The sequence below is a fragment of the Pseudomonas sp. TE50-2 genome, assembly GCF_040813665.1.
In the GTDB taxonomy this organism is placed as follows: Bacteria; Pseudomonadota; Gammaproteobacteria; order Pseudomonadales; family Pseudomonadaceae; genus Aquipseudomonas; species Aquipseudomonas soli.
Map to the genome: position 1 here is coordinate 497,328 of NZ_JBFNXN010000001.1, position 25,260 is coordinate 522,587.

Below are 25,260 nucleotides of genomic sequence, written 5' to 3' on the forward strand. Positions count from 1 at the left end.
TTGGAAATATTCGATTTTTCAACAATTGACTGCTGCTACAGCAGCAATCCGCCAGCACTGCCCTGCCCGCCGATCAGCAGCCCCTGCCCTTCACGACCACTTCCTTTGGCCGGAGGCCCTGTAGATAAAGGGCTGTAGCCACCTAACAGCATGCTGGCATGCATTTCGCTCCTGGCCTGTAGAAACCTTTGCCTGGAGCTACACATGAACAATCCCTGGCGTCACGCCCTCACCCTGCTGGGCGGTCTGTTCCTCAGCCTGGCTGCGCTGGCAGCCGAGCCACCGGCGGCGGTGCGCATCGCCATCGTCGCCTTCACCCAGGGCGGCGCGCCGGTGTTCGGTGGCATCCCTGGGCGGGTGATCGAAGAAGGCTGGCTGGAACAGCAACTGGCCGCCCGCGGCGTGAAACTGCAATGGACCGCCCTGCCCCATGCCGGCGCCGGGCCGCAGATCAACGAAGGTTTCAGCAACGACAGCCTGGACTTTGCCGTGCGCGGCGACCTGCCCTCGGTCATCGCCGGTGCCGGCCAGGTGCCGGGCAAGCTGGTGGTGCCGGGCGGCAGCGGCAACAACATCTACCTGGTGGTGCCGAGCAATTCCACGGTACGCAGCATCCAGGACCTCAAGGGCAAGCGCCTGGCGCTGCACCGCGGCCGGCCATGGGAATTCGCCTTCAGCAATTTCCTGCAGAGCCAGGGCCTGCAACTGAGCGATTTCAAGATCGCCAACCTCAACCCGCAGGTCGGTGCCGCTGCGGTGTCTGCCGGTAAAGTCGATGCCGCCGTACTGCTCAACGAAGCCTACGCCCTGGAAGACAAAGGCGTGGCGCGCATCCTCTGGTCGACCAAACAAGGCGCCAACGACTGGCGGCTGGTCTCCGACCTCTGGGGCACTGACCGCTTCGTGCAGCAGCACGCCGACCTGACGCAATTGGTGGCCACCGCCTGGGTGCGCGCGGCCTGGTGGATCTCCCAGGAGCACAACCGCGACGCCTACTACGCGCTGTCTTCGCGCGCCGGCGTCAGCGAAAGCGTGCTGCGCCGTGACGACCAGGACGACCCGGTGGCCTGGAAGGCGCGCTGGGCACCGAAAAGCGATGCCCAGCTCAAGGCCCACTACGACGCCCTTGGCCAGTACGCCTTGGCCAACCGGCTGATCCGCACCCCCTACGACATTACCAGCGACCTGGCCACGGGCTTTACCCGCCAGGCGTTGATCGACCTGCAACTGACCCACTACTGGCCATCCATCGACACCCAGATCAGCCAACAACCTTGAGAGAATTCCCCATGAAACTGCCTGCTTCGCTCATCTTCGGTCTCAGCGCCCTGGCCCTGTCCATCGGCGCCATGGCCGCCGAAACCTACGCCCCCAAGCCAGACCCGCAACAGGGCGATGGTCGTGTGTCGGCCTTCTACACCTGGACCAAGGCCATCCCCGCTACCCCCGGCAAGCTGCTGCGCAGCGAACCGCTGGAGCAGGCGCTCAGCCTGCCCAATGCCGCCAGCGCGCAACGCCTCCTTTACACCTCGCTAGATGGTATCGACGGCAAGACCCCAATCGTGGTTTCCGGTGCGCTGTTCATCCCCAAAGGCAAGGCACCAGCGGGCGGCTGGCCGGTCGCCAGCTGGGGCCATGGCACCGTCGGCGTGGCGGATATCTGCGCGCCGTCCTGGGCAGGCCGCAGCTACCGCGACGTGCAATACCTCAATCGCTGGCTCGATGAAGGCTATGCCATTGTCGCCACTGACTACCAGGGCCTGGGTGTGCCGGGCGGCCACCCGCTGCTGAACAACCGCATGGCCGCCTACGGCATTCTCGATGCGGCCAAGGCCGTGGTCGCAGGCGTGCCGGGGCTGGCCGACAAGGTGTTGATCATTGGCCAGTCGCAAGGGGGGGCCGGAGCCTTTGCCGCCGGGGCCTATGCGGCGACTTACGCGCCCAAGCTGGGCGTCAAGGGCAGTATCGGCACGGGTGTGATCTACACCGTGGGCGCGAAGAATGTGGGCGAACAGGACCAGGACAAGGTCGACCCAGCCCTGGCCTACGGCTTCTATACCCTGCTGGCCGCACAGCAGTATGACCCGAGCATCGACCCGCGCGACTTCTACACCGACAAGGCCCTGCCGCTGTTCGAGCAAGCGCGCACCAGTTGCCTGTCAGCATTGGTCAGCGACGTGGTCGGTACCGGCCTTACCCCGGCCAACGCCAAGAAAGACTACAAGGGCGACCAGCTCAAGCCATGGCTGGCGCAGGTGTCGTACCCGACCCTGAAGCTTGCCCAGCCGATCTTCATTGGCACCGGCGCCGAGGACAAGACCCCCGCTGCCACCACTCAGGTCGCGCTGATGCAGGATGCCTGCAAAGCCGGCTCGGTGGTGCAGGGCCACCTCTACAAGGGCCTGGGCCATAGCGAAACGGTGAATGCGTCACTGAAGGACTCCATCCCGTTCGCGCGCCAGGTCATCAGCGACCAGCCGGTCACCCCCAATTGCAGCCCAAGCGTCCAGTAAGGAGGCCAACCCATGAGCATCGAATTCTTTACCCGCCTGCCCCTGCATGGCGAAACCCAGTTTCTCCCCGGCGACCCGCGCAACCGCGGCGACTGGCATGCGGGCGGGCCCAGCACCGGTGCGGTGTCGGGGTTTGCCGTGGGTGACCACTTCACCTATATCGACTACCTCGGCCAGATCGCCCGTGCCGCAGAAATAAACGGCTTTGGCGGCGCGCTGATGGTCAATGCCCCCACTGGCGAAGAGCCGTGGACGGTGTGCTCGCTACTGGCCCGGGAAACCCGCTCGCTGAAGTTCGTCACCGCGTTCCAACCCTATCACTACACCCCCTGGGTGGCCGTGCAGCAGGCCGCGACCTACCAGCGCGCCACCGGCAACCGCCTGGTGTGGAACATCATCAACGGCGGCTCGGATGCCATCCAGCGCCAGGTCGGCGACTTCGAAGACCATGACCAGCGCTATGCCCGCGCCACCGAGTTCATGGACGTGGTGCGCGGCTACTGGCACCACGAGCAGTTCCATTACCAAGGCACCTACTACCGTGCCGAAGGCGGTGGCCTGCGCGGGCCGCTGAAAAAGGCCGAGCTGCCGCTGATCTGCACGGCCGGCTCGTCGGTGGCAGCACGGGAGTTCGCCGCCAAGCACGCCGACTTCTACCTGATGCGCGCTGAACACCCGGACGAGATTGCCGCGCTGATCGCAGATATCCGCGCCCGCGCGTTGAAGTGGGGCCGCACCGATATTCGCTTCGGCCTGTCCATCGATGTGATCGCCCGCGAAACCGAAGACGCAGCACTGGCCGAGGCCAAGCGGTTCTTCGACGAAGGCGTGGCCAAGGGCACGGTCAAGGCGCGCGCCGCCCACGCCGGCCTGCGCACGGCGCGCAAGCTAAGCTACGAGCATGACTACAACGACAAGGACGAGCAACAGGCCTTCGACGACTTCTTCATCCACCCCAACGTGTGGACTGGCTTCGGCTACATCGGCATCCCGCCGGGCTGCGCGCTGGTGGGCAGCTACGCCAACGTGGTGGCGCGTATCCGCGAGTACCACGGCATCGGTGTCGATCTGTTCTTCCTTGCCGGCTACCCGCACCTGGAAGAAGCCTACCGTATCGGTGAGCACATCCTGCCGCACTTTCGTGAGCAGCGTGCAGCCCTTGCCCGCCCGGTAGCCGAACCCGTGCCACTGCACGCCAGCAACGGAGCCTGACGCCATGGCCAGGGACGGTTACCCACTGAGCCGGCGCAGCTTTCTTGGCCACGCCGGCGTACTGGCCGGCGGGCTGCTGGCCGGCTGCGGCCCCGCCGACAGCCCGAACCCTGCCGTGGCCGACGAGCCCCGCCATGGCGGGCGCCTGCGCCTGGGTATCATCGACGGCAGCCAGAGCGGCAACCTCGACGCCCACAAGCCTGTCGGCAGCGGCATCGTGCGTGGCTTTGCCTTGTACAGCAAGCTCTGGGAGTGGGACGAGCAGATGCAGCCGCGCCTGGCCTTGGCCGAGTTCGCCGAGCCCAATGCCAACGCCAGCAGCTGGACCTTGCGCCTGAAGCCGGGGCTGGAGTTCCACCACGGCAAGACCATCGACGCCGACGATTTGATCTTCTCCATCCGCCGCCTCACCGACCCGCAGCTGGCCTCGCCCTATGCGGCGCTGCTGCACTGGGTGGACCGCGACAACCTGGTCAAGCTGGATGAGCGTACCGTGCGCCTGGGCTTTCGCGAGGGGCGCAGCTACCTGCCACTGCCGGAAACCTGGGTCAACTTCGGCGGCATCGTGCCGGTGGACTACCACCCGGTGACCAACCCGGTCGGCGCCGGGCCTTACAAACTGAAAAGCTTCACCCCAGGCCAGCGCTCGTTGTTCACCCGCTTCGACAATTACTACAAGCCTGGCAAACCGTATGCCGATGAACTGGAAATCATCGACTTCAAGGACCAGACCGGCCGCCTGGCGGCGTTGCGCGCGGGGCAGATCGACATGGCCAACGTCATGTCCACCGAACACCTGCAGGTGCTGCAGGCCGACCCACGGTTACGGTTGCTGAAATCGGTGAGCGGCAACTGGCTGTCGTTCGACATGAACACCGCCAAGGCGCCGTTCGACGATCCGCGTGTGCGCGAGGCGTTCCGCCTGCTGGCCGACCGTGAGGAGCTGGTACGCCGTGCGCTGAATGGCCAAGGCCGGGTGGCCAATGACCTGTATGCACCGTTCGACCCAACCTTCGACCACAGCATCGGCCCGCGCCCCTATGACCCACAGCGCGCAGTGCAATTGCTACGCGAAGCCGGCCATGAACAGTTGCAGGTGGAACTGGTGACCACCCCTGGCCCGGGGTTGGCTTCGGCCCTGGTGCTGGCCGAACAGGCCCGGCGCGTCGGCGTGACACTCAACGTGCGCCAGGTCGACCTGGCCACCTTCCAGGGACCGCAGCGCGACGACTGGACCTTGAGTACCGGCGGCAGCATCGGTGCGCCGTTCCTGGCCAGCGCCATCCACACCGATGCGCCGTTCGCGGTGGCCAACAAGACCCACTTTCACGACCGCGAATTCAGCGAGGCCTTCCTTGGCGCCATGGCCCAGCCGGACCTTGCGCAACGCAAGGCGCTGGTGCACCGGGCGCAACGTATCCAGTACGAGCGCGGCGGCATGCTGATCTGGGGCTTCGCCGACCTGCTCGATGGCGTCAGCACCCGTGTGGGTGGCGCGCAGGCCGAGCAGTCGCTGTTCAGCACCTGGCGGTTCGAGAGCCTGTGGCTCAGAAGTTGACCTGCAGGCCCTCTACCGCCTGTCCTGGCCCTATCGCCGGCAAGCCAGCTCCCACAGGGATAGCGCCAGCCTTCAAGCCCATGCAGTCCCTGTGGGAGCTGGCTTGCCGGCGATAGGGCCGGGACAGGCAACACAAAAAACAAACCAACCGCAGGCGCGGCTGCGCCCTCGTTTCTCCCACATTCTTACTATTGAACGAGGCCCAGCCAATGTCCCGCGTTACCTTGCTGCACCCCAAATTCCAGCCCAGCGCCCTGGCGCTGGCCATTCTGGCCGGCAGCCTGCCGCCAGCCCACGCCGAAGATACCCAGCTGCAAACCGTCACCGTGCAGGCCGAACAGGCCGACGACGACGCCCTGCCCACCCGCCCACCGGCCTCGATCTACGGCGGCCTGGAAGCCAAGGTGCTGGACACCCCGCGCTCGGTCACCCAGATCAATGCCGAACAACTGGCCAACGACCCGATCCGCAGTTCCGACGACCTGGTCAAGTACGCCCCCGGCATCACCCGCGGCGGTGGCCAGAACGCCGGCATCGCCCCGCAGATGCGCGGGCAGAACACCGAGGTGTTCCAGGATGGCCAGCGCGCCTACGGCGTGCGCCACCCGGCCAACTTCAATGCCTACGAAGGCGCCGACATCGTCGCCGGGCCGTCGTCGGTGACCTACGGTTCGGTCAGCGGCAGCGGTGGCTACGTCAATTACCTGAGCAAGAAACCCGACTTCAACCGTTTCCGTACCAAGCTCAGCGGCGAAATCGGCAGCTGGATCCCCGATGGCGAATCGCGCGATGCCACCAAGTTCAGCATCGACAACACCGGCCCGCTGACGGACAACCTGGCCTACCGGGTGAGCATCACCCGCCAGCGCCAGGAAGACTTCTACGACAACGTCGAGAACAACTTCGACGCCTTCTATGGCGCGCTGGCCTGGCGCAACGACAACCTGCGCGTTGACTGGAACGCAGCCTACGACGACTACTACGACTACAACATCACCCACGGCTGGAACCGCGCCACCCAGGACCTGGTCGACCACGGCAAGTACTACGCCGGTCGCGCCACGCCAATCGTCCAGAACGGCAACAACTTATGGTCGCCGGTGCTCTCCTCCGGCGCCGCCGACGCCCAGGTGCTTGGCTGGGTCCAGCGCCAGCGCAATGCTCAGGGCCAGTATCAGGTAGTCGATGGCAGCTTCCAGAATGCCTCGCCCAATACCCAGGCCAACCCCGGCAGCCTGCGTGGCTGGGTCTACGACCCGTCGCTGGCAGGCAACGGTCTGACTTCGTTGTCGTCACAGACCGGCCAGCGCGCGCAGGATGAAAACCGCTCGCGGCGCTTTACCACGCAACTGCGCGTCGAAGGCGACCTGACCCCGTCGATAACCCTGGCCAACAGCACCTTCTACCAGCACTCCACCGACACCACCGATGCCGTCGGGGCGTTCCAGGTGCAGGGCAAGGACGACATCTTCGACAACCGCTTCGAATTTCGCGCCCGTGGTCAGTGGCAGCTGGGCGACCTGACCCTGGTCGACGACAGCAACACAGGGCTGATCTACCGCCGCGAGCGCAACGAGTCGATCGCCGCCAACAACAGCTTCGGCAGCACCATCAACGCCTATGACCTGACCCTCGACCCGACCTTGAAGAACCCCGGCGACCTGCTCGGCCTGAGCGGCCGCAACCCCGCCGGTGGCAACGCGGCCTGGATCGGCCAACCTGGCGTTCCGCAGTTTTCCAGCTACTACGGCTGGCTCAACCTGCCCGCCATGTACCCAGCCGGGCACGGCCTGTATGCAGAATCGGTGGCGCCCTACACCGCCGACAGCACCTGGACCACCAAGACCCTGTTCAGCCAGCACAACCTGCGCCTGGGCGAACGTGTGGGCCTGAACATCGGCGCCAGCCGCAGCTGGATCGACGCCCGTATCGAAAACCCCTTCGTGCTGCCCGGCGGCAACCCGCGCAAAGACTCGGACAACTACCGGCTGTTCGCGGTGCAGGTAAGCCCCTACGTAAAACCTACAGAAAACAGCACCCTGTACTACACCTTCGACCGCTCGCTGGCGGTGAATACCGGCTTCTTCACCAACGGCCTGGGTTGGGGCAGCGGCACGGGGGCCAATCAGCTCAACCCGCTGGCCTTCGAAAGCCTGAGCGTGCTGCATGAGCTCGGGTTGAAAGTGGAAGCGGTGCCTGACCAGCTGTTCCTTACCCTGGCCGCCTACAAACAGGCCCGCGACCAGTCGCCGGACAGCAACAACAACATCGCCCGGCTGATCGTCAAAGGCTGGGAAGCGACCCTGCGCTACCAGGACCAGCACCTGCGCGGCGGCCTCAACCTCAGCCGTATCAGCGCCTACAACGAGTTCACCAGCCAGGCCGGGTTCGCCTCGGCCGGATTCATGCCCGATAACGGCACCGTATTCGGCGACAACAACAGCCTGAATCAGCGCCCGTCCGGCAAGTTCGATGCGGTGCAGATCCCCGAATACAACGCCGGCGGGTATGTCGACTACCGCTTCGACTCGGGGTTTGGCGTCGAGCTTTCCGGCTGGTGGACCAGCAGCTGGTACCTGAACCTGAGCAAGACGGTGAAAGTGCCGGACGAATACAACCTCGACCTTGCCGTGTACTACCGCCAGCCGCAATGGGGCGTGACGGTGCGCATGCTCAACGTCACCGACGAGCTGAATTTCGTCAGTGGCCTGGCCGGTTCGACCAACACATTCCTGCAACCGATGCCGGGCCGCACGCTGCTGGCCCAGGTCGATTACCAGTTCTGATCACCCTCAACCTGAAAGGCTAGGCGAATGCTCCACCAGCGTCCGGGTATAAGCGTCAACCGGACGCCCAAGAACCTGATCAGCAGCCCCCTGCTCCACCACCCGTCCCTGGCGCAACACCAGCACCCGGTCGGCAATCGCCCGCACCACCCCAAGGTCATGGGTCACGAACAACACCGTCAGCCCCTCCCCCTGCAGTCGCTTCAGCAAGGCCAGAATCGACGCCTGCACCGACACATCCAGCGCCGAGGTAATCTCGTCACACACCAGCAACTTCGGCTCGCAGATCAACGCCCGGGCAATCGCCACCCGCTGGCGTTCACCACCGGACAAGCCATGCGGGAACATGTCCGCCACGCGCGCCGGTAGCGACACCCGCTCCAGCACGGCCTCGACCCGCTGACGCGCATCACCGCCACGGACCCCGAAAAAGTGCGCCAAAGGGGCGCCGAGGGTTTGCCCTATCGTGTGCCTTGGGTTCAAGGCCCGATAGGGGTTCTGGAACACATACTGGATCTGGTGACGCAACCCGGCATCCCGTTCACGCGCTGCAAACGCCAAGGGTTTGCCGGCGTAGCTGAGTTGCCCCTGGACGTTTTCGCCCAGCCCGGCAATCGCCCTGGCCAGGCTGGTCTTCCCCGAACCCGACTCACCCACCAGCGCCAGGCACTCCCCTTGCCCCACCCGCAGGGAAACATCGAACAGCACCTGGCGATCGTAGGCGACATCCAGCCCCCGGACCTCCAGCAACACTGCTGCGCCCGGCGTAGCAGCAGCCTCGACAGCCGCCTCACCGAGGGCCAGCGGCTCTCTGTGCGGCACCAGGCACGCCACTCGATGCCCGCTGTCGTGCGCCAACAACGACGGCTCGATTACACAACACTCTGCACGACGTCTGCCGCAGCGCGGCGCAAACGCACAGCCATGCGGGCGCTGCCCCGGTGCCGGTGCGTGCCCGGCAATCGCCTGCAACGGCTGGCGCCGGGCAATGTCGGGAATGGCCGCGAGCAAGGCGCGGGTGTAGGGATGCAGGGGTGCGCCGAACAACGCCTCGCGCCCGGCCACTTCCACCAGTCGGCCCGCGTACATCACCATCACCCGGTCGACCAGGTCACGCACCACTGCCAGGTCATGGGTGACATAAAGGGCCGCCACACCCTGGTCACGGCACAGCCGCTTGAGGGTCTGCAGCACATGGGCCTGGGTGGTCACGTCCAGTGCGGTGGTGGGTTCGTCGAGTACGATCAGGCGGGGCCGCAAGACAAACGCCAGCGCCAGCATCACCCGCTGTTGCTGCCCGCCAGACAGTTGATGCGGGAACCGCCGCAGGAACGCGTCGTCATCCGGCAGGCCTACATCCAGCAGGGTTTCGCCTATGCGCTGGCGTGCTGCCTCACGCGACAGCGCAGGCTGGTGCGCCAACAGGGTTTCACGCAGCAAGGCCCCCAGGCGCAACGCCGGGTTCAGTGCCGTGGCCGGGTCCTGGGCCACGTAGCCGACCAGCCCGCCACGGGCCAGGCGCAGGGCCTCGCCTTCGAGTTCGAGCAGCGATTGCCCGGCCACCACCACTTGCCCGCCAACAATGCGTGCGCCCTGTCGGGCATGGCGCAACAACGCCGTGGCCAAGGTGGTCTTGCCCGAGCCAGACTCGCCGACCAGGCCAACAATCTCCCCTGCCGCAAGGCTGAAGGACACCTCGGCCAGTACATCAATCTGCCCGGCCAGCTCTACCCGCAGGTCGCTGACCTGCAACACTTCACTCGCCACATGCAACAGCGCGCTCATGGCTGCTTCTCCCCAATCCGTGCACTGGCCCGGCCAATGCCTTCGGCAAGGATGTTGGTGCCATAGGCAAACACCCCGATCAGCAATGCAGGGGCCAGTACGGCCCAGGGCTGCACCAGCAGGCCGGCCTGGTTTTCGTTGATCATCAAGCCCCAGTCCGCAGCGGGGGGTGCCACTCCATAGCCCAGAAAACTCAAGCCGGACAGCATCCCCACTGCCCAGGTCAGCATGTTGCCGAAGTGCACCAACAGCGGCGTGAGGATGTTCGGCAGGATTTCATGAAAGAGGATGCGCCAACGCGGGTAACCCATCATCTGCGCCGCCTCGACATACTCCTGCCCGGCCACCGCCACGGCACTGCCCCGGGCCAGACGGACAACCCCAGGGATAAAGGCGATCGCCACGGTCAAAACGATCAGCCAAGGCGCCCGACCGAGCATGGACACGATCAACAGCACCAGAATCAGGTCCGGGAACGCCAGCGATACATCCGCCGCCCAGCTGATTAGCTGATCCAGGCGCCTGCGCGAGAAGCCGGCCAACAGGCCCAGGCTGCCGCCCACCAGCAATGCGAGGGTGGCTGCAGCCACCGACATCCACAGCACCGACAGGCCGCCGCTGAGCAAGCGTGAAAGCAAATCATGGCCCAGAAAATCGTGCCCCAGCGGTGCCCCGGCAGCCGGGGGGCCGTACACCGGCCCGACCATCGCCGTGGGCGCGTGGGGTGCCAGCCAGGGGCCGAAAGCGGCCAGCAGCGCCACCAGCAAGGTGATCACGGCGCCGCGGCGTATCTGCGGGTCGGCCAGCCAACGGGAATCAGTCATGGGTGGCCTCCTGGGCAGGGGTGCTGCGCGCACGCCGCCACCATGGCCGAATGCCACGGCGGATACGGCGGATCATCCGCACCCGACGTGCGGTGCGCAGTTTGGGGGTAAGCAGCACGGTCAGCAGGTCGGCCAGCAGGTTGATCAACACCACCGCCAAAGTGATGACCAGCACCACCGCCTGGATCATCGGCAGGTCGCGCATCTGGGTCGCGGCGTTCAACGCCGTACCGATGCCCGGGTAGCTGAAGATCACTTCGGCCAGCAGCGCACCGCCGACCAGTGTGCGCAACGTCAGCGCCACGCCCTGGATCGCCGGGGTCAAGGCATTGGGCAAGGTATGCCGCCAAACGATTCGCCGCTCGGGGATGCCACGCAGGCGCGCGGCGATCACATACTCGGACTCCAGTGCCTCGATCATTGAAGCCCGTACCATGCGCGTGAGGTACGGCAGCGCAGACAGGCTCAGCGCCACGACCGGCAACACCAACGACGGCCACTGCCGCCACAACGACAGTTGCGGGTCGAGGATCGACACCGCCGGCAGCCAGCCCATGCCCGGCATGGAAAACAGCAGCACCAAACCGATGGCCAACAGAAAACCCGGCGTGGCCTTGAGCAGGATCAACGCCGACAACCCCCAGCGGTCGAGCCGGCTGTCACGGCGCAGGGCCAGGCTCACCCCCAGCAGCAACGCCAGCGGCACCACCAGCGCCAGCACCCCGGCCAGCAAGACCAGGGTGTGGCCGAGGCGGCCGAACAGCAGCTGCGCCACCGGTACCTGGGAGTCCAGCGAAATGCCCAAGTCCCCGCGTAACAAGGCGCCGAGCCAACGCAGGTACTGCAGCAGAATCGGCTGGTCGAGGCCCAGTTGCCGCTGCAGGGTGAGGATGCTTTCCAGTGGCGCATCCGGGCCGAGAATCACCCGCGCCGGGTCCGAGGGCAGTGCCTGGGTGGCGATGAACACCACCAGGCTGATCACCCAGGCGGTCAGCAGCCCATAACCGAGGCGGCCGATGAACCAAACCAGCCAGGCCGGCGTGCGGGGGGTGTGGTGAGCGTCAGGCATTGGGGTTCAACCAGAGTTCATCGAAGCGCCAGGAGGCGAAGGTGGTCTGTTCCGGGGTAAGCCCACCGACCTTGGCCGACGCGGCATCCAGCACATCGGCAAAGCCCCAGATCAGCAACCCGCCACGTTCGTGCTGGATGACCTGGGCTTCATGCACCAAGGCCGTGCGCCGCGCCAGGTCGGGCTGGGCCAGGGCCTGCTGGAACAGCTCGCTAAAGCGTGGGTCGTGGAAGTTGCTGCGGTTATAGATGGCCTGCGGCGCATCGTTGTGCAGCGCCGAGGCGAGAAAACCGCGGGCTGGGGTCGAGCCCGGCGACAGTTGCCATTGCTCGCGTTGCGGGCCATTGAACACCGAGCCATCGACTTGGTTGACCTTCACCTGCACCCCAGCCTTCAGGGCCTGCTGGGCAAACACCAGCGCGGCGTTGACGCCAGGCCCAGATGTGGTGGTCAGCTCGACGCGCAGGTCACTTTGCCCGGCCTGGCGCAGCAGCGAACGGGCTTGGTCCAGGTCGTAGGGGCGCTGGGCAATGGCGTGGTTGTAGGTAGGGTCGTGAGGCGAATACAGGTCGTTGGCCACCCGGCCAAAACCATTCAAGCCACGCGCCACCAGCTCCTGGCGGCCGGCCAGCAGGCGGAACGCCTGGCGCACGCGCACATCCTGGAACGGCGCCTTGGCCAGGTTCAGGTTGAAACCGGTGAACGAGGTGGTTGGCGAGGCATACAGGCGCAGCCGTGGGTCAGCCTTGAGCAACGCACTGTGCTCGGCCTGCACACCGCTCGCCACATCGATCTGCCCGGCGCGCAGCGCTGCGGCGCGCGACATCTGGTCCTTGAATTCGATGATTTCCAACTCGTCCGCATAGGGGCGATTGGGTTTGTAGTAATTTTCAAAGCGGGTGTAGAGCGAGCGCTGGCCGGGAATGAAGCTTTTCAGGCGGTACGGCCCGGCGCCGACCGGGTTGGTCACCGGATGGTAATCGGTAGGCACAATGCCGCCGAAACTGATCAGCGTCTCATCCAGTGGGTAGAAGCTTTGCCCCTGCTTGAAACGTATTTCGATGGTGCGCTCGTCCAGCTTGCGCAACGCCTGCCGGTCGATGGCGCCGACCAGCCCGGCGAATGGCGAGGCCAGTTGCGGGTCGGTCAGGCGCAGGATCGAGAACAGCATGTCGTCGGCAGTGATACTTTTGCCGTGGTGGAACTCCAGCCCAGGCTTCAGGCGGATGGTCCAGGCACTGGCATCGGCATTCGGCTCGGCGAACTCGGCCAGCGCCAGGCGCGTGCTGACATCGGCGTTCCATTCCCAGAACTTGGCGTACAGCGCCCAGCCACGGATGATGCCGCCGCCTACCGGCTTGTGTGCATCGAGGTTACCGGCCTGGTCACCATCGATAATGCCCACCCGCAAGCGCCCGCCACGCACCGGCGTACCCGGTAGCAGCGCCGTGGCGGCTGCCGGCGCGCCGCTGTCGCAGCCGCTGAGCAGCCCGCCGCCGAGCAGCAGGCCGCCACCGACGGCCAGGCTGTTGCCGAGAAACACCCGGCGCGAAAACAGCTCGCTCATCACCCTCTCCTCACGCCGGTTGCGCCACGCCGGGCTTGCTGGCTGCGCCCAGGCGCGGCACTTCAAAGCCATGGTCCAGGTCCAGCAGCGGGAACAGCAGATCAGCCACCCGGTGCGCCTCATCAATCAGCGGGAAGCCGGACAGGATGAACGCCGAGGTGCCCTGCGCTTCGTACTCGCGGATGCGTTCGGCAACCTGTTCGGCGCTGCCGACCAGGTAAGTGCCGGCTGCAGGGCCAAGGATGTTGAAACCGAACAGGCTGGGGCCCAGCCAGACGTTGGGGTAGATCTCCAGCTCACGGGCAGTGGGCAGGCGCCCGGCGCGGATGCTGTCGAGGTTGTGCTGGATACGCGGGTCGTCGCTGACGTAGCTGTCGAAGGTTTGCCCGGGAGGCAACTGCCGTTCGATGGCCGCGCGCGCGGTGGCCAGCGAGGTCCGTTGCAAAAGGCGTTCTGCATGGGCCCAGGCTTCTTCCTCGGTCTCGCGCACGATCACTTGCAGGCGGGTGCCGTAGGTCAGTTCACGGCCGATCTTCGCCGCCTCGGCTGCCACCCGGCGGAACTTGTCGCCGAGCTTTTGCGGGGTGTCGGCGAAGCTCAGGTAAACATCGAGCAGTTGCACGGAGTGGGCCACACCCGGTGCCGAGGTGCCAGCCCCCCACAGCGGGATGCCGGGCTTTTGCTTCGGTGGGTGCCAACCGCCCAGTGGGTGATGGGCAGCGCCTGGCGAACGGGGTGAAAGCTTGACGTAGCGGCCATCGTAACCGGCGGTTTCGCCGGCGTAGAAGCTTTGGAAGGCGCGCCAGTATTCCAGGCTGAAGTCGTAGCGTTCATCGTGCGGGTAATGCACGCCCAGGGTGGCCAGGCCAGCGTCGTTGCCGTTGACCACGTTGAACAGCAGGCGGCCGTTGGAGAACTGGTCGAAGGTGAGCGCCCATTTGGCCAACACGGCTGGCGACAGCTCGCCCGGGTGTTGGGCGACCAGGAAGCGCAGGCGCTTGGTCGCGTCGATCAGCGCTGCCGACACGGCCAGGCTTTCATTGGGGCTGGAGCCGAGCAGCGAGCCGTAGAAGCCCAGGCGGTCAGCGGCGATGGCCAGTTGCTTGAGGTGCTCGAAGTCGGTGTGCCAGCGCCCTTCTGGCTCCCAGGGGTGCGGGCCGTCCGGCGTGGTGAGGTACCAGAGTATTTTTACTGCCATGGGGTGAATCCTTTTCTGGAAGGGGGGCGCGCCGCGCCCCAGCGGTCACATCAGCTACGCCGGTCAATACCCGGCACCAGGCCCAGCTCGGTAGCCCGCTCATACAACCCGCTCATCTTCCACTGCTGGGTCAGCACCCCCGGCCCATACGGCCGCGACCCACCCAAGGCATCGGCCAACAGTTGAATCTGCGCGCCCTCCTCCAGCAACAGGATGAACTCCGCCGTGGCCCGCAGCCCCTGCTTGCCCCATACCGTGGCGCCGCCATTGGCTTCCAGGATCGCCAGGTTGAACGGGTTTTCGGCGATCTTGTCGAGAATGAAGTCGACCTCGGCCTGGCGCCGGTCGATGTACACCGGCAGCTCGCGGGCCAGCTGGTAGCGCTGCACCGGCACATAGTGGAACGGCAAGGTACGGTGGGTTTGCGCCCAGGCCCCCAGGTACGGGCTGTGCACGTGAGACACGGTGGTGATGTCGGCGTGGGTCTGGAACAGCTTGGTGTAACGGCCCAGGCCACCTTTGCCCTTGCCGACGATGACGTTGCCGGAAAAGTCGGTCACCGTGGCCTGCAGCGGCTTGCGGTGGTTCCACGGGCCGCCGTAGTTGACCGCTACCAGCAGTTCTTCGCCGGGCACGCGTTCGATAAAACCGACCGTGCCATTGGCCGTGATGGTGTTGGTTTCGCGGAATACGCTGAAGGCCGCTTCGGCTTCGGCCACCACCTGGTCGATGAAGGCTTGTAGTTCGGCAGTGACGGGGCGTTCGTTGATCAGTACGGTCATGTTCAATCTCCAGTCAGGCGCGGCGCTGGGCCAGCAGTTCTTGGGCAGCTTGCAGGGGCCGCGGGTCGACCCAGTCGGCGATGGCGAAGTCGGCCTCGAGGAAGCCGTGCAGGTACAGGAAGTCCTTTTGTGTGCCAAGGAAGGCCAGGCGCTGCTCGGACAGGTCTGGCGCCAGGGTGGTGTGGAAGTCACCCCGGTAGGCCTGCGCCACGCCTTGGCTGCCGGCGCGGGTTTCTTCTTCGAGGATGCGGTTGAGCGCGTCGCGGTTGTTGGCCGCCCAATCTGCGGCACGCAAGGTCTGGGCAAGGAAGCGCACCACCAGCTCGAAATGGTCGTCGAGCAAGCGCTGGTGCACGGTGATCGGTCGTGGCGTGCCGTTGTTGATGCGGTGGCGGGGGTCGGCCAGCAGGTCGAGGTCGACGCCGACCACCAGGCCCAGCCGACGTGCCGCATCAGCCGCTGCCGCACCCTTCACGTACACCGCATCGACTTCACCGCGCGCCAGGTACTCCAGCCCCGACCACAGCCGTTGCAGGCCCAGCTGCGGGGTTGCAGCGTTGGCCTGGTCGAGCAGGGCCACTTCCACCAGTTGCACATCACCCAGCTGCAGGCCAGCCGACGCCAGGGCGCCTTTGTAGCCGTGCAGGCTCATGGCCCGGGCGATGCTGCCGGGGCGGCTGTCGCCCCAGGCCGGCAGGGCCAGGCGCTTGCCGCGCAGGTCGGCGGCGCTGCGGATGCCGGAGTCCGGGCGGACCAGAATGGTTTGCCATTCTTCGATCCAGGTCAGGCCGATCAGCCGGCTGGGCGAGCCTGCAGCGCGTGCGGCCAACGCCGGTACGTTGCCGCCTTCGCGGAACAGCCCGGGCAGTTGGTGATCGTAGTGGTGATGGCCAAGCTGGCGGGCCTCCTGCAGGGTCGAGACCGGCAGGCCGTCGAGGGCGAATTCCTGCTCCAGCCAGCCAAGCTTGTAAGCGATGCCAGAGGCGGTGGGCACCGGGCAGCGGGTGAACCAGATGCGCTCCAGGGCAGACAGGTCGTGCGCGGGGCGTATTGCGGTGGGGCTTGCGAGGGTCATGGGGTGGCTCCTTGGGCGTCGTGCAAGCACCATTGCAGTGTGCGTGCCAACCGCTGGAGGCCTTGATTTCATTGGCGTTGGATGTTTTGACAGGGCGCTTGTTGCTGGAGTGGGAGCAGGATTGCGGGTGGGGTGCTGCCAGATCAGCAGGGCGGCTGCTGCCCTGGCAACAAAAAGTTGCGCAAGCCGCGCAGCACGGGGCCTGAACAGGGGTGGCAAAGATATTGCTCGAGGGCTTGATGCCGCGCTGTGGCCAATTGCCGGTTCACCCGCGAGACAGGCCCACTGGCCCCTTCAGACATAGCCGAGACCTCTCCATGAGTGCCATAGAACCCTCCCCCGCCCGCCGCCTCACCAGCGCAGCCGAAGCCCTCGAAACCGCCCACCAGGTCGCTGCAAACATCGCCGAGCTGGCCGCCGACCCACGCAACAACGGCCAGCTCCCCCGCCGCCAGGCCGAACTGTTGTCCAGCAGCGGCCTGACCGCCATCGCCGTGCCGGCCGAATTCGGCGGCCTGGGTGCCTCGGTACAGACCGTGGTCGAAACCGTGCGCCTGGTGTCCACCGCCGATGGCGGCGTCGGCCAGTTACTGCAGATTCACAACGTGATGCTGCGCGGTATCTTTACCGGCTACCCGGATGAAGTACGCGACCGGCTGATCGCCGACGTGCTGGCCGGCAAGCGTTTCGGCAATGCCCTGGCCGAAGTCGGCGGCAAGAACAAGTTCGCCCTCAAGACCCGCGTCGAACGCAACGCCGATGGCCAGTGGGTGCTCAACGGCAGCAAGTTCTACTCCACCGGATCCTACCTGGCCGAGTGGATCTCGCTCACCGCCGCCAGCGAAGACGGCGGTGTTGGCGTGTTGCTGCACCGTGACACCCCCGGGCTGACCCTGGTCGATGACTGGCAAGCCTTCGGCCAGCAGAACTCGGTGAGCGGTACGGTGAATTTCGACAATATCGTGCTCGACGAGCGCTACCTGACCCGTCGCAGCGGGCCGATGAAGCGCACCGGCCTGACCTTCCCGCAGATCCTTCACGCGGCCATCGACACCGGCATCGCCGCTGGCGCCTTGCAGGCTGCCATCGCGTACCTGCGCGAGCATGCCCGCGCCTGGGTGGAGAGCGGCGTCGAGCGCGCCAGTGACGAGCCCCATGTGATCCGCCAGGTTGGCGAATATGCCGTGGCCCTGCGCGGTGCCGAGTCGGTGCTGCGCGAGGCCGCGCGGGTGTTTGACGATCACGAGCGCGACCCGGAAAACAAGGCCTTGCAGGATGAGCTGATTCTTTCGGTGGCCACCGCCCGCGCGCATTCCGATGCGGCGTCACTGAAGATTTCCAGCGACCTGTTCTCGCTGCTGGGAGCCAGCGCGTCGCTGAGCAAGTGGAACCTTGATCGCTTCTGGCGCAATGCCCGGGTACACACCACCCACGACCCGATCCGTTGGCGGCTGCACAACGTCGGCAACTACTACCTCAACGGGGCGGACCCAGGAGAGTACACCGCGGTGCTCAACGCCAAGGAAAACCAGGGCGCTACCCGCCGTTGAAACCAGGTTTGGGCGGGGGGTGCCTTGCGCCCCTGTCGCGACACAAGGCCGCTCCTGCAGGGGGCGGCGTCGCATTCTGATCGAGCATTTACATGAACCACCCTCTACTTCGGGCCTTGGCCATCTATCGCGAAATGCCTTGGCGCTTCGCCCTGGTCACAGCCTTGTACATGGCCGGCAATCTCGGCCTGGCCTGGCAACAGTGGCTGATCGGCCACGCGGTCGACGATGTCAGCGCCGGTCGCGCCGTGTCGCGCCTGGCTGATGGCAGCCTGGACGCCAGTATCGCCTGGCACTGGCTGTGGCTGCTGTTGGCCATCGCCTTGGGCCGCGGCCTGCTGCAGTACGCCGCCGCCGTGCTGTCGCTGGTGCTCAGCCAGGCCCTGCTCACGCGCCTGCGCGAACGCATCCTCAACCAGGTGCAGCGCCTGCACCTTGGCTACCACTGGGGCCACGGCATGGGTGAACTGGTCACCCGCACCACCCGCGATGCCGACAAGGTGCGCGATGCATTGATCACCTTCTGGCGGCAGATTATCGAAACACCGCTGGTGGTGATCGCCGCCGTCGGCCTGTTGAGCTGGTACGACCCGCTGTTGGGCCTGGTGCCCTTGCTGCTGACCGGCGCCGGGCTGTGGCTGTTCGTGGTACAGACCGATCGCCTGGTAACCCTGGACCGTGCCGTGGGCGCCGCCTATGACCAGGTCAGCCAGGACCTGGCCGAAGGCATCGGCGGCGTGCGGGTGATCAAGGCTTTCGGCCTGGAGCGCCAGCGTATCGCCCGGTTCGCCAGCCAGGTCGAGGTGTTCACCCATCACGCCCGCGCTGCCCTCGCCTACGCCAGTTCGCGCATTCCGCTACCGCAGGCAGTGGTGGCGCTGGGGCATGTGTGGATCCTGGTCTACGGCGCCCATCGCGTGGCGGCTGGTGCTCTGGGCATCGGCGAACTGGTCACCTCGCTGCTGGTGGCGACCACGCTGGTGTTCCGTATCGAAGGCATCGGCCGGGTGATGCAGACCTTCGCCGATGCCCGCGCCAGCGCCGAGCGCATCTGGCAGTTGCTGGACGAGCGCCCGGCCATCCTCGGCGGCCATGCCACGCTGCCTGCCGGGCCGCTGGGGCTGAAGCTGAACCAGGTGCAGGCCAGTGCAGCAGAGGCTGGTCGGCCTGTCTTGCAGGACTGCTCGCTGACCCTGCTACCCGGTGAGGTGGTGGCGCTGGTCGGCGCCACCGGTACCGGCAAGAGCCTGCTGGCCAGCCTGCTGCCGCGCCTGACCGACGTAGAGCACGGCAGCGTGCAGGTCGGCAGTGATGCCGGCGGTTGGCATGACGTGCGCAACCTGGACCTGATTGACCTGCGCCGCCGCGTTCACGTACTGCCGCAGGAAAGCTTCCTGTTCTCCGACAGCCTGGCCGCCAACCTGCGCCTGGCCGCGCCGCAAGCCAGCAACGCCCAGTTGCGCGAAGCCTTGCGCCTGGCCGCCGCCGAGGATGTGCTGGCGCGCCTGCCCCACGGCCTGGATACGCCGCTGGGTGACCGTGGCGTTACCTTGTCTGGCGGCCAGCGCCAGCGCCTGTGCCTGGCCCGGGCGCTGCTTGGCGCACCCGATATCCTCTGCCTGGACGACGCCACCAGCGCCCTGGATGCCCTGGGCGAACGCCAGGTGCTGCACAACATCCGCCACCTGCACAGTGCCCACGGCCAAGGCCCGACCCTGCTCCTGATCACCAGCCGCCTCTCCACCCTGCTGCAGGCCGACCGCGTGCTGATGCTGGAAAACGGCCGTATCAGCGCCAGCGGCAGCCATGCCGAACTGAGCGCGAACAATGCCCATTACCGCGATTTGCTGGGGGTCGACCATGACTGATATGCAACACGCGCCCGCCAGCGATATCGACATCGAGCAGCGCCTGGCCCGCCAAACACTGGACCGGGGTATGTTCCACCGCCTGCTGCCTCTGTTGCGGCCCATTCGTGGGCAGATCCTGGCGGTGATCGGCATCGAGCTTCTGCTGGTGTTTACCGTGTTCCTGCGCCCGTGGTTCGTGCGCGAACTGCTGGACAAGGGCTTGGTACACAGTGCCGACCACTGGCTGCTCGACGAACGCCTGGTGCTGTGGCTGGGCCTTGGCCTGGCGGCGAGCTGGCTGGGACGCTTTCTGCTGGCCGGAGTATCGCAGTTCATTGCCGGGCGCGCGGCGATCGGCGTGCTCAACAACCTGCGGGTCAAGGTGTTCGCCCATGTGCAGGTATTGTCGGTGAACTACTTCGACCAGACCCGTGCCGGGCGGATCATTTCCCGCGTTGACCGTGATGTCGATGCACTGGAGCCACTGCTGGTGCAAGGCCCGCCAGAACTGCTGGGCGCCCTGCTGCGCTGCGGGTTGGCTGCGCTGATGCTGTGGCGCATAGAGCCCAGTTTCTTCTACAGCCTGGCCGCCACTGTACCGTTGCTGGCCGTGGCCACCTGGCGCTTCAAGCGGGTGTCGCAGCGCAACTGGGCCAAGGTGGCGGAGCAACGCAGCCGCTTCACCGCGCATCTGGTGGAAAGCGTAAGCGGGGTGCGGCTGATCCAGCAATGCGGGCAAGCGCAGATCAACCAGGCGCGCTACCGCAGGCTGCTGGAAGACTTCAACCAGGCGCTGATCCGGGGCAGCCTGCGCGCTGGCTGGTTCGCCCCGTTCACCGCGTTGCTCAGCACCGCCGGCATGGCCGTGCTGTTGCTGGTCGGCGCCCATGGCCTGGCCGAGGGCAAGGTCAGCGTTGGCCAAGTGGCAGAGAGCCTGTTCTACGTGTTTCTGTTCCTCGGCCCGCTGCAGGAGTTGTCGGACCTGTTCGAGCGCTATGCCACCGGTAGTGCCTCGGCCCAGCGCATCTTCCTGTTGCTCGACACACGCCCGCAGGTACTCGACCCACCTGCGCCACAAGCGCTGGCCAGGGCACATGGCCAGGTGGACTTCGAAGAGGTCGGTTTTGCCTATCTGCCAAACAGCCCACGGCCAGTGATTGACCGGCTCGACCTGCATATTCGCGCTGGTGAAGTGATAGCCATCGTCGGCCCCTCGGGGCATGGCAAAAGCACCTTGGTACAGCTGCTGACGCGCTTCTACGAAGTGCAGGACGGCGCCGTCAAGCTGGATGGCATCGACCTGCGTGCCCTGGCCCAGCATGACGTGCGGCGCAACGTGGGCGTGGTGCTGCAGGACAACGTGCTGTTCAGCGGTAGCATCCTCGACAACCTGCGCCTGGCCTCGCCAGCTGCCAGTGATGCGCAGCTGATTGCCGCGGCCCGCGAGCTGGGCGCCGACGAAGTGCTGGAGCGACTGCCGCAGCGCTACCATACCGAAGTCGGCCCGCTGGGCACGCACCTGAGCCATGGCCAGCGCCAGTTGGTGTGCCTGGTGCGGGCTTACCTCGCCGACCCGGCGGTGCTGGTGCTGGACGAAGCCACCTCGGCGGTGGACGTGCACACCGAACGGCGCATCCAGCGCGCCCTGCGCCGTCTGTGCCAGGGGCGCACGGCGATCATCATTGCCCACCGGTTGGCGACGATTCGTGATGCTGACCGGATTGCCGTGGTGAAGCATGGGCGGGTGGTGGAGCAAGGGCCGCATGCCGAACTGATCGGGCGCGGGGGTGCCTATGCGGCGCTCCATGACGCGTATCTGCGCAGTGCCGGGGAGGTTGTAGCCGAGAAAATCGAGGCCTGACTTGCCCCGCGAAGAGGCCGGACCTGTTCATGCTGCTGTCCCAGCATCCACTGCTGCCCGATTGCTGCCACAGCAGCACCCCTCTCCCCGTCTACTCCACAAATCCCCGCCCCACAGGCCCTGCGCCACGCATGGCACAGCCGTTGCACCACCCACTCGCACACCCTCCCCCTTCAGGAGTCCCCATGACCACCGAATTCTTCTGGCGCCTGCCCTTGGGTACCGACGGCCCGCAGCTGTCCACCGACCGCCACAACCGTGGCAACCCTGTACACCGCGCTGGCAACATCGCCCCCGGCCGCCTGCCCGATGGCCAGGCCGACGGTTTTACCTACATCGACTACATCGCCCAGGTGGCCAAGGCCGCCGAGCTGGCCGGCTTCGAGGGCGCGCTGCTGCCCACCGGCCCGGAGCCTTGGATCGCCGCCGCCGCGCTCGCCCGCGAAACTCGGCGCATCCGCTTCCTGATCGCTTTCCAGGCGACCTGGACCCTGCCCGCCTATGCCGCCCAGCAGGCGGCAATCCTGCAGAACCTCAGCGGTGGCCGACTGGACTGGAACATCATCACCGGCGGTAACCCGGCCAGCCAACGCGCCAATGGCGATTTCCTGGAACATGACCTGCGCTACAAGCGCACTGGCGAATTCCTCGACGTGATCCAAGGCCTGTGGGCGCAGGACAAGTTCTCCTACGATGGCGACATCTACCGCCTGGAAAACGGCAGCCTGCCGCCAGGCCTGCAGCACGAACGCAAACCGGGCGTTTATTTCTCCGGATTTTCCGATGCCGCGCTGGAGGTGGCCGCGCGCCATGCCGACGTATACCTGAACTGGGCCGAGCCGATCGACAAGCTCAAGCCGCATCTCGAACGGGTGCGCGAGCTGGCCGACAAGCAAGGGCGCACGGTGCGCTTCGGTCTGCGCGTCGACCTGTTCGCCCGCGAAACCGAGGAGCAGGCGTGGCGCGAGCTGCGCCAGCAGTTCGAACGCCTGGAAGGCAAAGCCAGCGCCAGCGCCAAGGGTTTCGTGACCGGTTCGGACTCTGTGGGCGGCGCACGGCAGGCGGCCTATCACCAAGGCTTGCAGGGCTTCGACGAGCTGGTGCTGGCGCGCAACCTGTGGGCCGGCTTTGCCAAGGCCAAGCCTGGCCCTACCGTGGGCCTGGTGGGCAGCCACCAGCACATCGCCGAACGCCTGGCCGAATACCGCGATGCCGGTTTCAGCACCTTCATTCTCGCCGCCAACCCGCACCTGGAAGAGGCCCTGCGCATCGGCCAGGAAGTGCTGCCGCTGGTGCAACAGGCGACCACTCCCCCTTTGCAGGCCAGCGCCTGATCCCGACCGGAGCCCGAACATGAGCCAACCCCTCGAAACCCTGTGGTACACCCGCTGTCCGGTGCCCACCGGCCTGGGCATTGCCGTGCAGCAAGGCTGGCTGCAAGACGACCTGGCCAGCCTGGGCACCCAGGTGCAATCGCTGCGCGAGGCCGACCAGCAGGCGGAGCGCGAATCGCACTTCGACCACAGCCTGCTCAACTCGGTGCGTCATGGCGGCAGCATCCCGGCCATCTGGGCCCGCGCCCAGGGCCGTGAAACCCGCGTGATCGGCCTGTCGTGGGCCGATGAGGCGCAGTTGATCCTGACCCGGCCAGACAGCGGCATCCACAGCGTGAAAGACCTCAAGGGCCGACGCTTCGGGCTGCCTGACTGGGCTGCCGCGCAGATCGACTTCACCCGTGCCCAGGCCCTGCGCGGGCTGGAGAACGCCTTGAAGCTCGAAGGGCTGCAAGTGGGCGACGTGGCGCTGGTCAACTACCGATACGACGGCACCTTCAGCGACCGCCCAGTGCGCAACGTGGCCGGCACACCGGTGTCCAGTACCCAGAGCGAAGGCCGCAACCTGGAACTGGCTGGCCTGCTGCGCGGCGAAGTGGACGCCATCTTCCTCAAGGGTGCCAGCGCCGTGCAACTGGCCCACGCCTTTGCCCTGCACACGGTGATCGATACCGGCAGCCACCCCGACCCACTGATCCGCAGCAACAACGGCACGCCGCGCACCCTGGCGGTGGACAGCCACCTGCTGACGCAGCACCCGCACGTGGTACGCACCCTGCTCGGTTCGGTGCTGCGCGCCGAGCGCTGGGCGCACCAGCACCCGGATGAAACCCGCCGCTACCTAGCGCGAGAAACCAACAGCAGCGAGTACTGGGTGCAAGTGGCCTACGGCAATGACGCCTACCTGCGCCTGAGCACCCGCCTGGACGAGCAGGCCATCGTGGCCTTGCAGGATTTTGTCGAGTTCCTCGCACGCTGGCGCTTCATTCCGGCGCGCTTCGAGGTGCGCGACTGGATCGCCCGCCAACCCCTGGATCAGTTGCTGGCCCCCACTCCCATGGACAGGAAACCCGTTACCCCATGACTAAGCCCCTGGAAACCCTCTGGTACACCCACAGCCCGGTGCCCACCGGTCTCGGCATTGCCGTGCAGTCGGGGCGCCTGGCCAAGGCCTTTGCGCCATTCGGCACCAATATCCAGTCGCTGCGCGAGTCCAGCGAACGCGAGGTGCGCGAGGCCCACTACGACCACCACCTGCAGAACTCGGTGCGCCACGGCGGCAACATCCCGGCGATCTGGGCCTACGCCAGCGGCGTCGAGACCCGCGTGCTGGGGCTGTCGTGGAGCGATGAGGTGCAGTTGATCCTCACCACCGAAGAAAGCGGTGTACGCAGCATCCGCGACTTGAAGAACCGCCGCTTCGGCTTGCCCAAGTGGGCCAATGTGCAGATCGACTTCACCCGTGCCCAAGCCCTGCGCGGGCTGGAAAACGCCCTGAAGCTCGAAGGCCTGGCGGTGGCCGATGTGGAGCTGGTCGACTACCCCTACGGCGGCACCTACAGCGACGATGCCAAGCAGCACCTGTATGGCGCCGAAGTGAGCCTGGACACCAGCCGCTTCAGCCGCCGCAACAACGAGCTGATCGGCCTGCTGCGTGGCGACATCGACGCCATCTTCCTCAAGGGCGCCCATGCGGTACACCTGGCCCATGAGTTCGGCCTGCGCGTGGTGGTGGATACCGGCAGCCACCCCGACCCACTGATCCGCAGCAACAACGGCACGCCGCGCACGCTGACCGTCGACCGGCACTTGCTGGAGAACCACTTCGAGGCCAGCCGCACGCTGGTCGACACGGTGCTGCGCACCGAGCAATGGGCCTGGGCCAACCCCGAAGAGACTCGGCGCTTTCTGGCGCGTGAACTGAACACCAGCGAGTACTGGGTAGCGGCGGCCTATGGCGACGATGCGCACCGGCGGTTGCGTACGACGCTGGACAGCCGCTCGATCGAGGCGCTGCAGGACTTTACCGAATTCCTGTTCAGGTGGGGGTTCATACCTCGGCGCTTCGATGTGCGGGAGTGGATTGATTTTCGCGTGCTGGAGAATGTGATCGGCTCGACTTCGCGCTTGGCCGTTTAAGACGCTGGGGCTGCTGCGCAGCAGCCCCAGGCATTTCTGCCATGCCATTGCTGCCCCAGCAGCACCCGCCCAGCACCCCACTGCTGCCCAACCTGCAAGACCCTCCAAGCACAGGCATTAAATTCATATAAATCAATTATTTAACAATGTGGCACAG

Annotated in this window: 18 protein-coding genes; 11 read left to right on the forward strand and 7 right to left on the reverse strand. The window is 66.0% G+C overall.

The window, feature by feature from the left end; translation table 11 throughout:
- The first annotated feature begins 204 nt into the window (after window positions 1-204).
- The 5 genes from AAHK21_RS02190 (at window position 205) to AAHK21_RS02210 (ending at window position 8,069) form a co-directional block, all read left to right on the forward strand.
- Window positions 205-1,278: an ABC transporter substrate-binding protein gene (locus AAHK21_RS02190; protein ID WP_367856252.1), complete on the forward strand. Its 1,074-nt coding sequence runs from the start codon at window positions 205-207 to the stop codon at window positions 1,276-1,278.
- A gap of 11 nt (window positions 1,279-1,289) precedes the next feature.
- Entirely contained in the window at window positions 1,290-2,513 is a 1,224-nt protein-coding gene (locus tag AAHK21_RS02195; RefSeq protein ID WP_367856253.1) for a lipase family protein, read from the forward strand.
- 12 nt (window positions 2,514-2,525) lie between these two features.
- Entirely contained in the window at window positions 2,526-3,725 is a 1,200-nt protein-coding gene (locus AAHK21_RS02200) for an LLM class flavin-dependent oxidoreductase (RefSeq protein ID WP_367856254.1), read from the forward strand.
- A gap of 4 nt (window positions 3,726-3,729) precedes the next feature.
- Window positions 3,730-5,283, forward strand: a complete 1,554-nt coding sequence (locus AAHK21_RS02205; RefSeq protein ID WP_367856255.1) for an ABC transporter substrate-binding protein — start codon at window positions 3,730-3,732, stop codon at window positions 5,281-5,283.
- Window positions 5,284-5,492: 209 nt separating this feature from the next.
- Window positions 5,493-8,069: a TonB-dependent receptor plug domain-containing protein gene (locus tag AAHK21_RS02210; protein WP_367856256.1), complete on the forward strand. Its 2,577-nt coding sequence runs from the start codon at window positions 5,493-5,495 to the stop codon at window positions 8,067-8,069.
- Window positions 8,070-8,075: 6 nt separating this feature from the next.
- Here AAHK21_RS02210 and AAHK21_RS02215 read toward each other — a convergent pair whose 3' ends face one another.
- The 7 genes from AAHK21_RS02215 to AAHK21_RS02245 are packed head-to-tail and all read right to left on the reverse strand — an operon-like array spanning window position 8,076 to window position 16,369.
- Window positions 8,076-9,854 carry a dipeptide ABC transporter ATP-binding protein gene (locus AAHK21_RS02215; protein ID WP_367856257.1) on the reverse strand — a complete coding sequence of 593 codons (1,779 nt, stop codon included), beginning with the start codon at window positions 9,852-9,854 and terminating at the stop codon, window positions 8,076-8,078.
- Window positions 9,851-10,678: an ABC transporter permease gene (locus AAHK21_RS02220; protein WP_102683984.1), complete on the reverse strand. Its 828-nt coding sequence runs from the start codon at window positions 10,676-10,678 to the stop codon at window positions 9,851-9,853. The genes AAHK21_RS02215 and AAHK21_RS02220 overlap by 4 nt, the downstream gene beginning before the upstream one ends.
- Window positions 10,671-11,747, reverse strand: coding sequence for an ABC transporter permease (locus AAHK21_RS02225; protein WP_367856258.1), 1,077 nt, complete (start codon window positions 11,745-11,747; stop codon window positions 10,671-10,673). The genes AAHK21_RS02220 and AAHK21_RS02225 overlap by 8 nt, the downstream gene beginning before the upstream one ends.
- Complete coding sequence (locus AAHK21_RS02230) at window positions 11,740-13,314, reverse strand: ABC transporter substrate-binding protein (protein ID WP_367856259.1); 1,575 nt, start codon at window positions 13,312-13,314, stop codon at window positions 11,740-11,742. Before AAHK21_RS02230 ends, AAHK21_RS02225 begins: the two co-directional genes overlap by 8 nt.
- A 10-nt stretch (window positions 13,315-13,324) precedes the next feature.
- A complete protein-coding gene (locus AAHK21_RS02235) occupies window positions 13,325-14,512 on the reverse strand; it encodes an LLM class flavin-dependent oxidoreductase (RefSeq protein WP_367856260.1) in 1,188 nt (395 codons plus the stop codon).
- A 50-nt stretch (window positions 14,513-14,562) separates the two neighbouring features.
- Entirely contained in the window at window positions 14,563-15,294 is a 732-nt protein-coding gene (locus AAHK21_RS02240) for a class II aldolase/adducin family protein (protein ID WP_102683988.1), read from the reverse strand.
- Window positions 15,295-15,307: 13 nt separating this feature from the next.
- Window positions 15,308-16,369 (reverse strand): ABC transporter substrate-binding protein, encoded by a 1,062-nt coding sequence (locus AAHK21_RS02245; protein WP_367856261.1) that lies wholly within the window; start codon window positions 16,367-16,369, stop codon window positions 15,308-15,310.
- 317 nt (window positions 16,370-16,686) lie between these two features.
- Here AAHK21_RS02245 and AAHK21_RS02250 point away from each other — a divergent pair, with 317 nt between their 5' ends.
- From AAHK21_RS02250 to AAHK21_RS02275, 6 genes are all read left to right on the forward strand, one after another.
- Window positions 16,687-17,919, forward strand: coding sequence for an acyl-CoA dehydrogenase family protein (locus AAHK21_RS02250; protein WP_367856262.1), 1,233 nt, complete (start codon window positions 16,687-16,689; stop codon window positions 17,917-17,919).
- 92 nt (window positions 17,920-18,011) lie between these two features.
- Window positions 18,012-19,787 (forward strand): ABC transporter ATP-binding protein, encoded by a 1,776-nt coding sequence (locus AAHK21_RS02255; protein WP_367856263.1) that lies wholly within the window; start codon window positions 18,012-18,014, stop codon window positions 19,785-19,787.
- The gene (locus tag AAHK21_RS02260) at window positions 19,780-21,630 is read left to right on the forward strand and encodes an ABC transporter ATP-binding protein (RefSeq protein ID WP_367856264.1); all 1,851 of its coding nucleotides are present in this window, start codon (window positions 19,780-19,782) and stop codon (window positions 21,628-21,630) included. Before AAHK21_RS02255 ends, AAHK21_RS02260 begins: the two co-directional genes overlap by 8 nt.
- A gap of 185 nt (window positions 21,631-21,815) precedes the next feature.
- Window positions 21,816-22,964, forward strand: coding sequence for an LLM class flavin-dependent oxidoreductase (locus AAHK21_RS02265; RefSeq protein WP_367856265.1), 1,149 nt, complete (start codon window positions 21,816-21,818; stop codon window positions 22,962-22,964).
- A gap of 19 nt (window positions 22,965-22,983) precedes the next feature.
- Window positions 22,984-24,048 (forward strand): ABC transporter substrate-binding protein, encoded by a 1,065-nt coding sequence (locus AAHK21_RS02270; RefSeq protein ID WP_367856266.1) that lies wholly within the window; start codon window positions 22,984-22,986, stop codon window positions 24,046-24,048.
- Complete coding sequence (locus AAHK21_RS02275; protein ID WP_102683995.1) at window positions 24,045-25,103, forward strand: ABC transporter substrate-binding protein; 1,059 nt, start codon at window positions 24,045-24,047, stop codon at window positions 25,101-25,103. The genes AAHK21_RS02270 and AAHK21_RS02275 overlap by 4 nt, the downstream gene beginning before the upstream one ends.
- Window positions 25,104-25,260 lie beyond the last annotated feature (157 nt).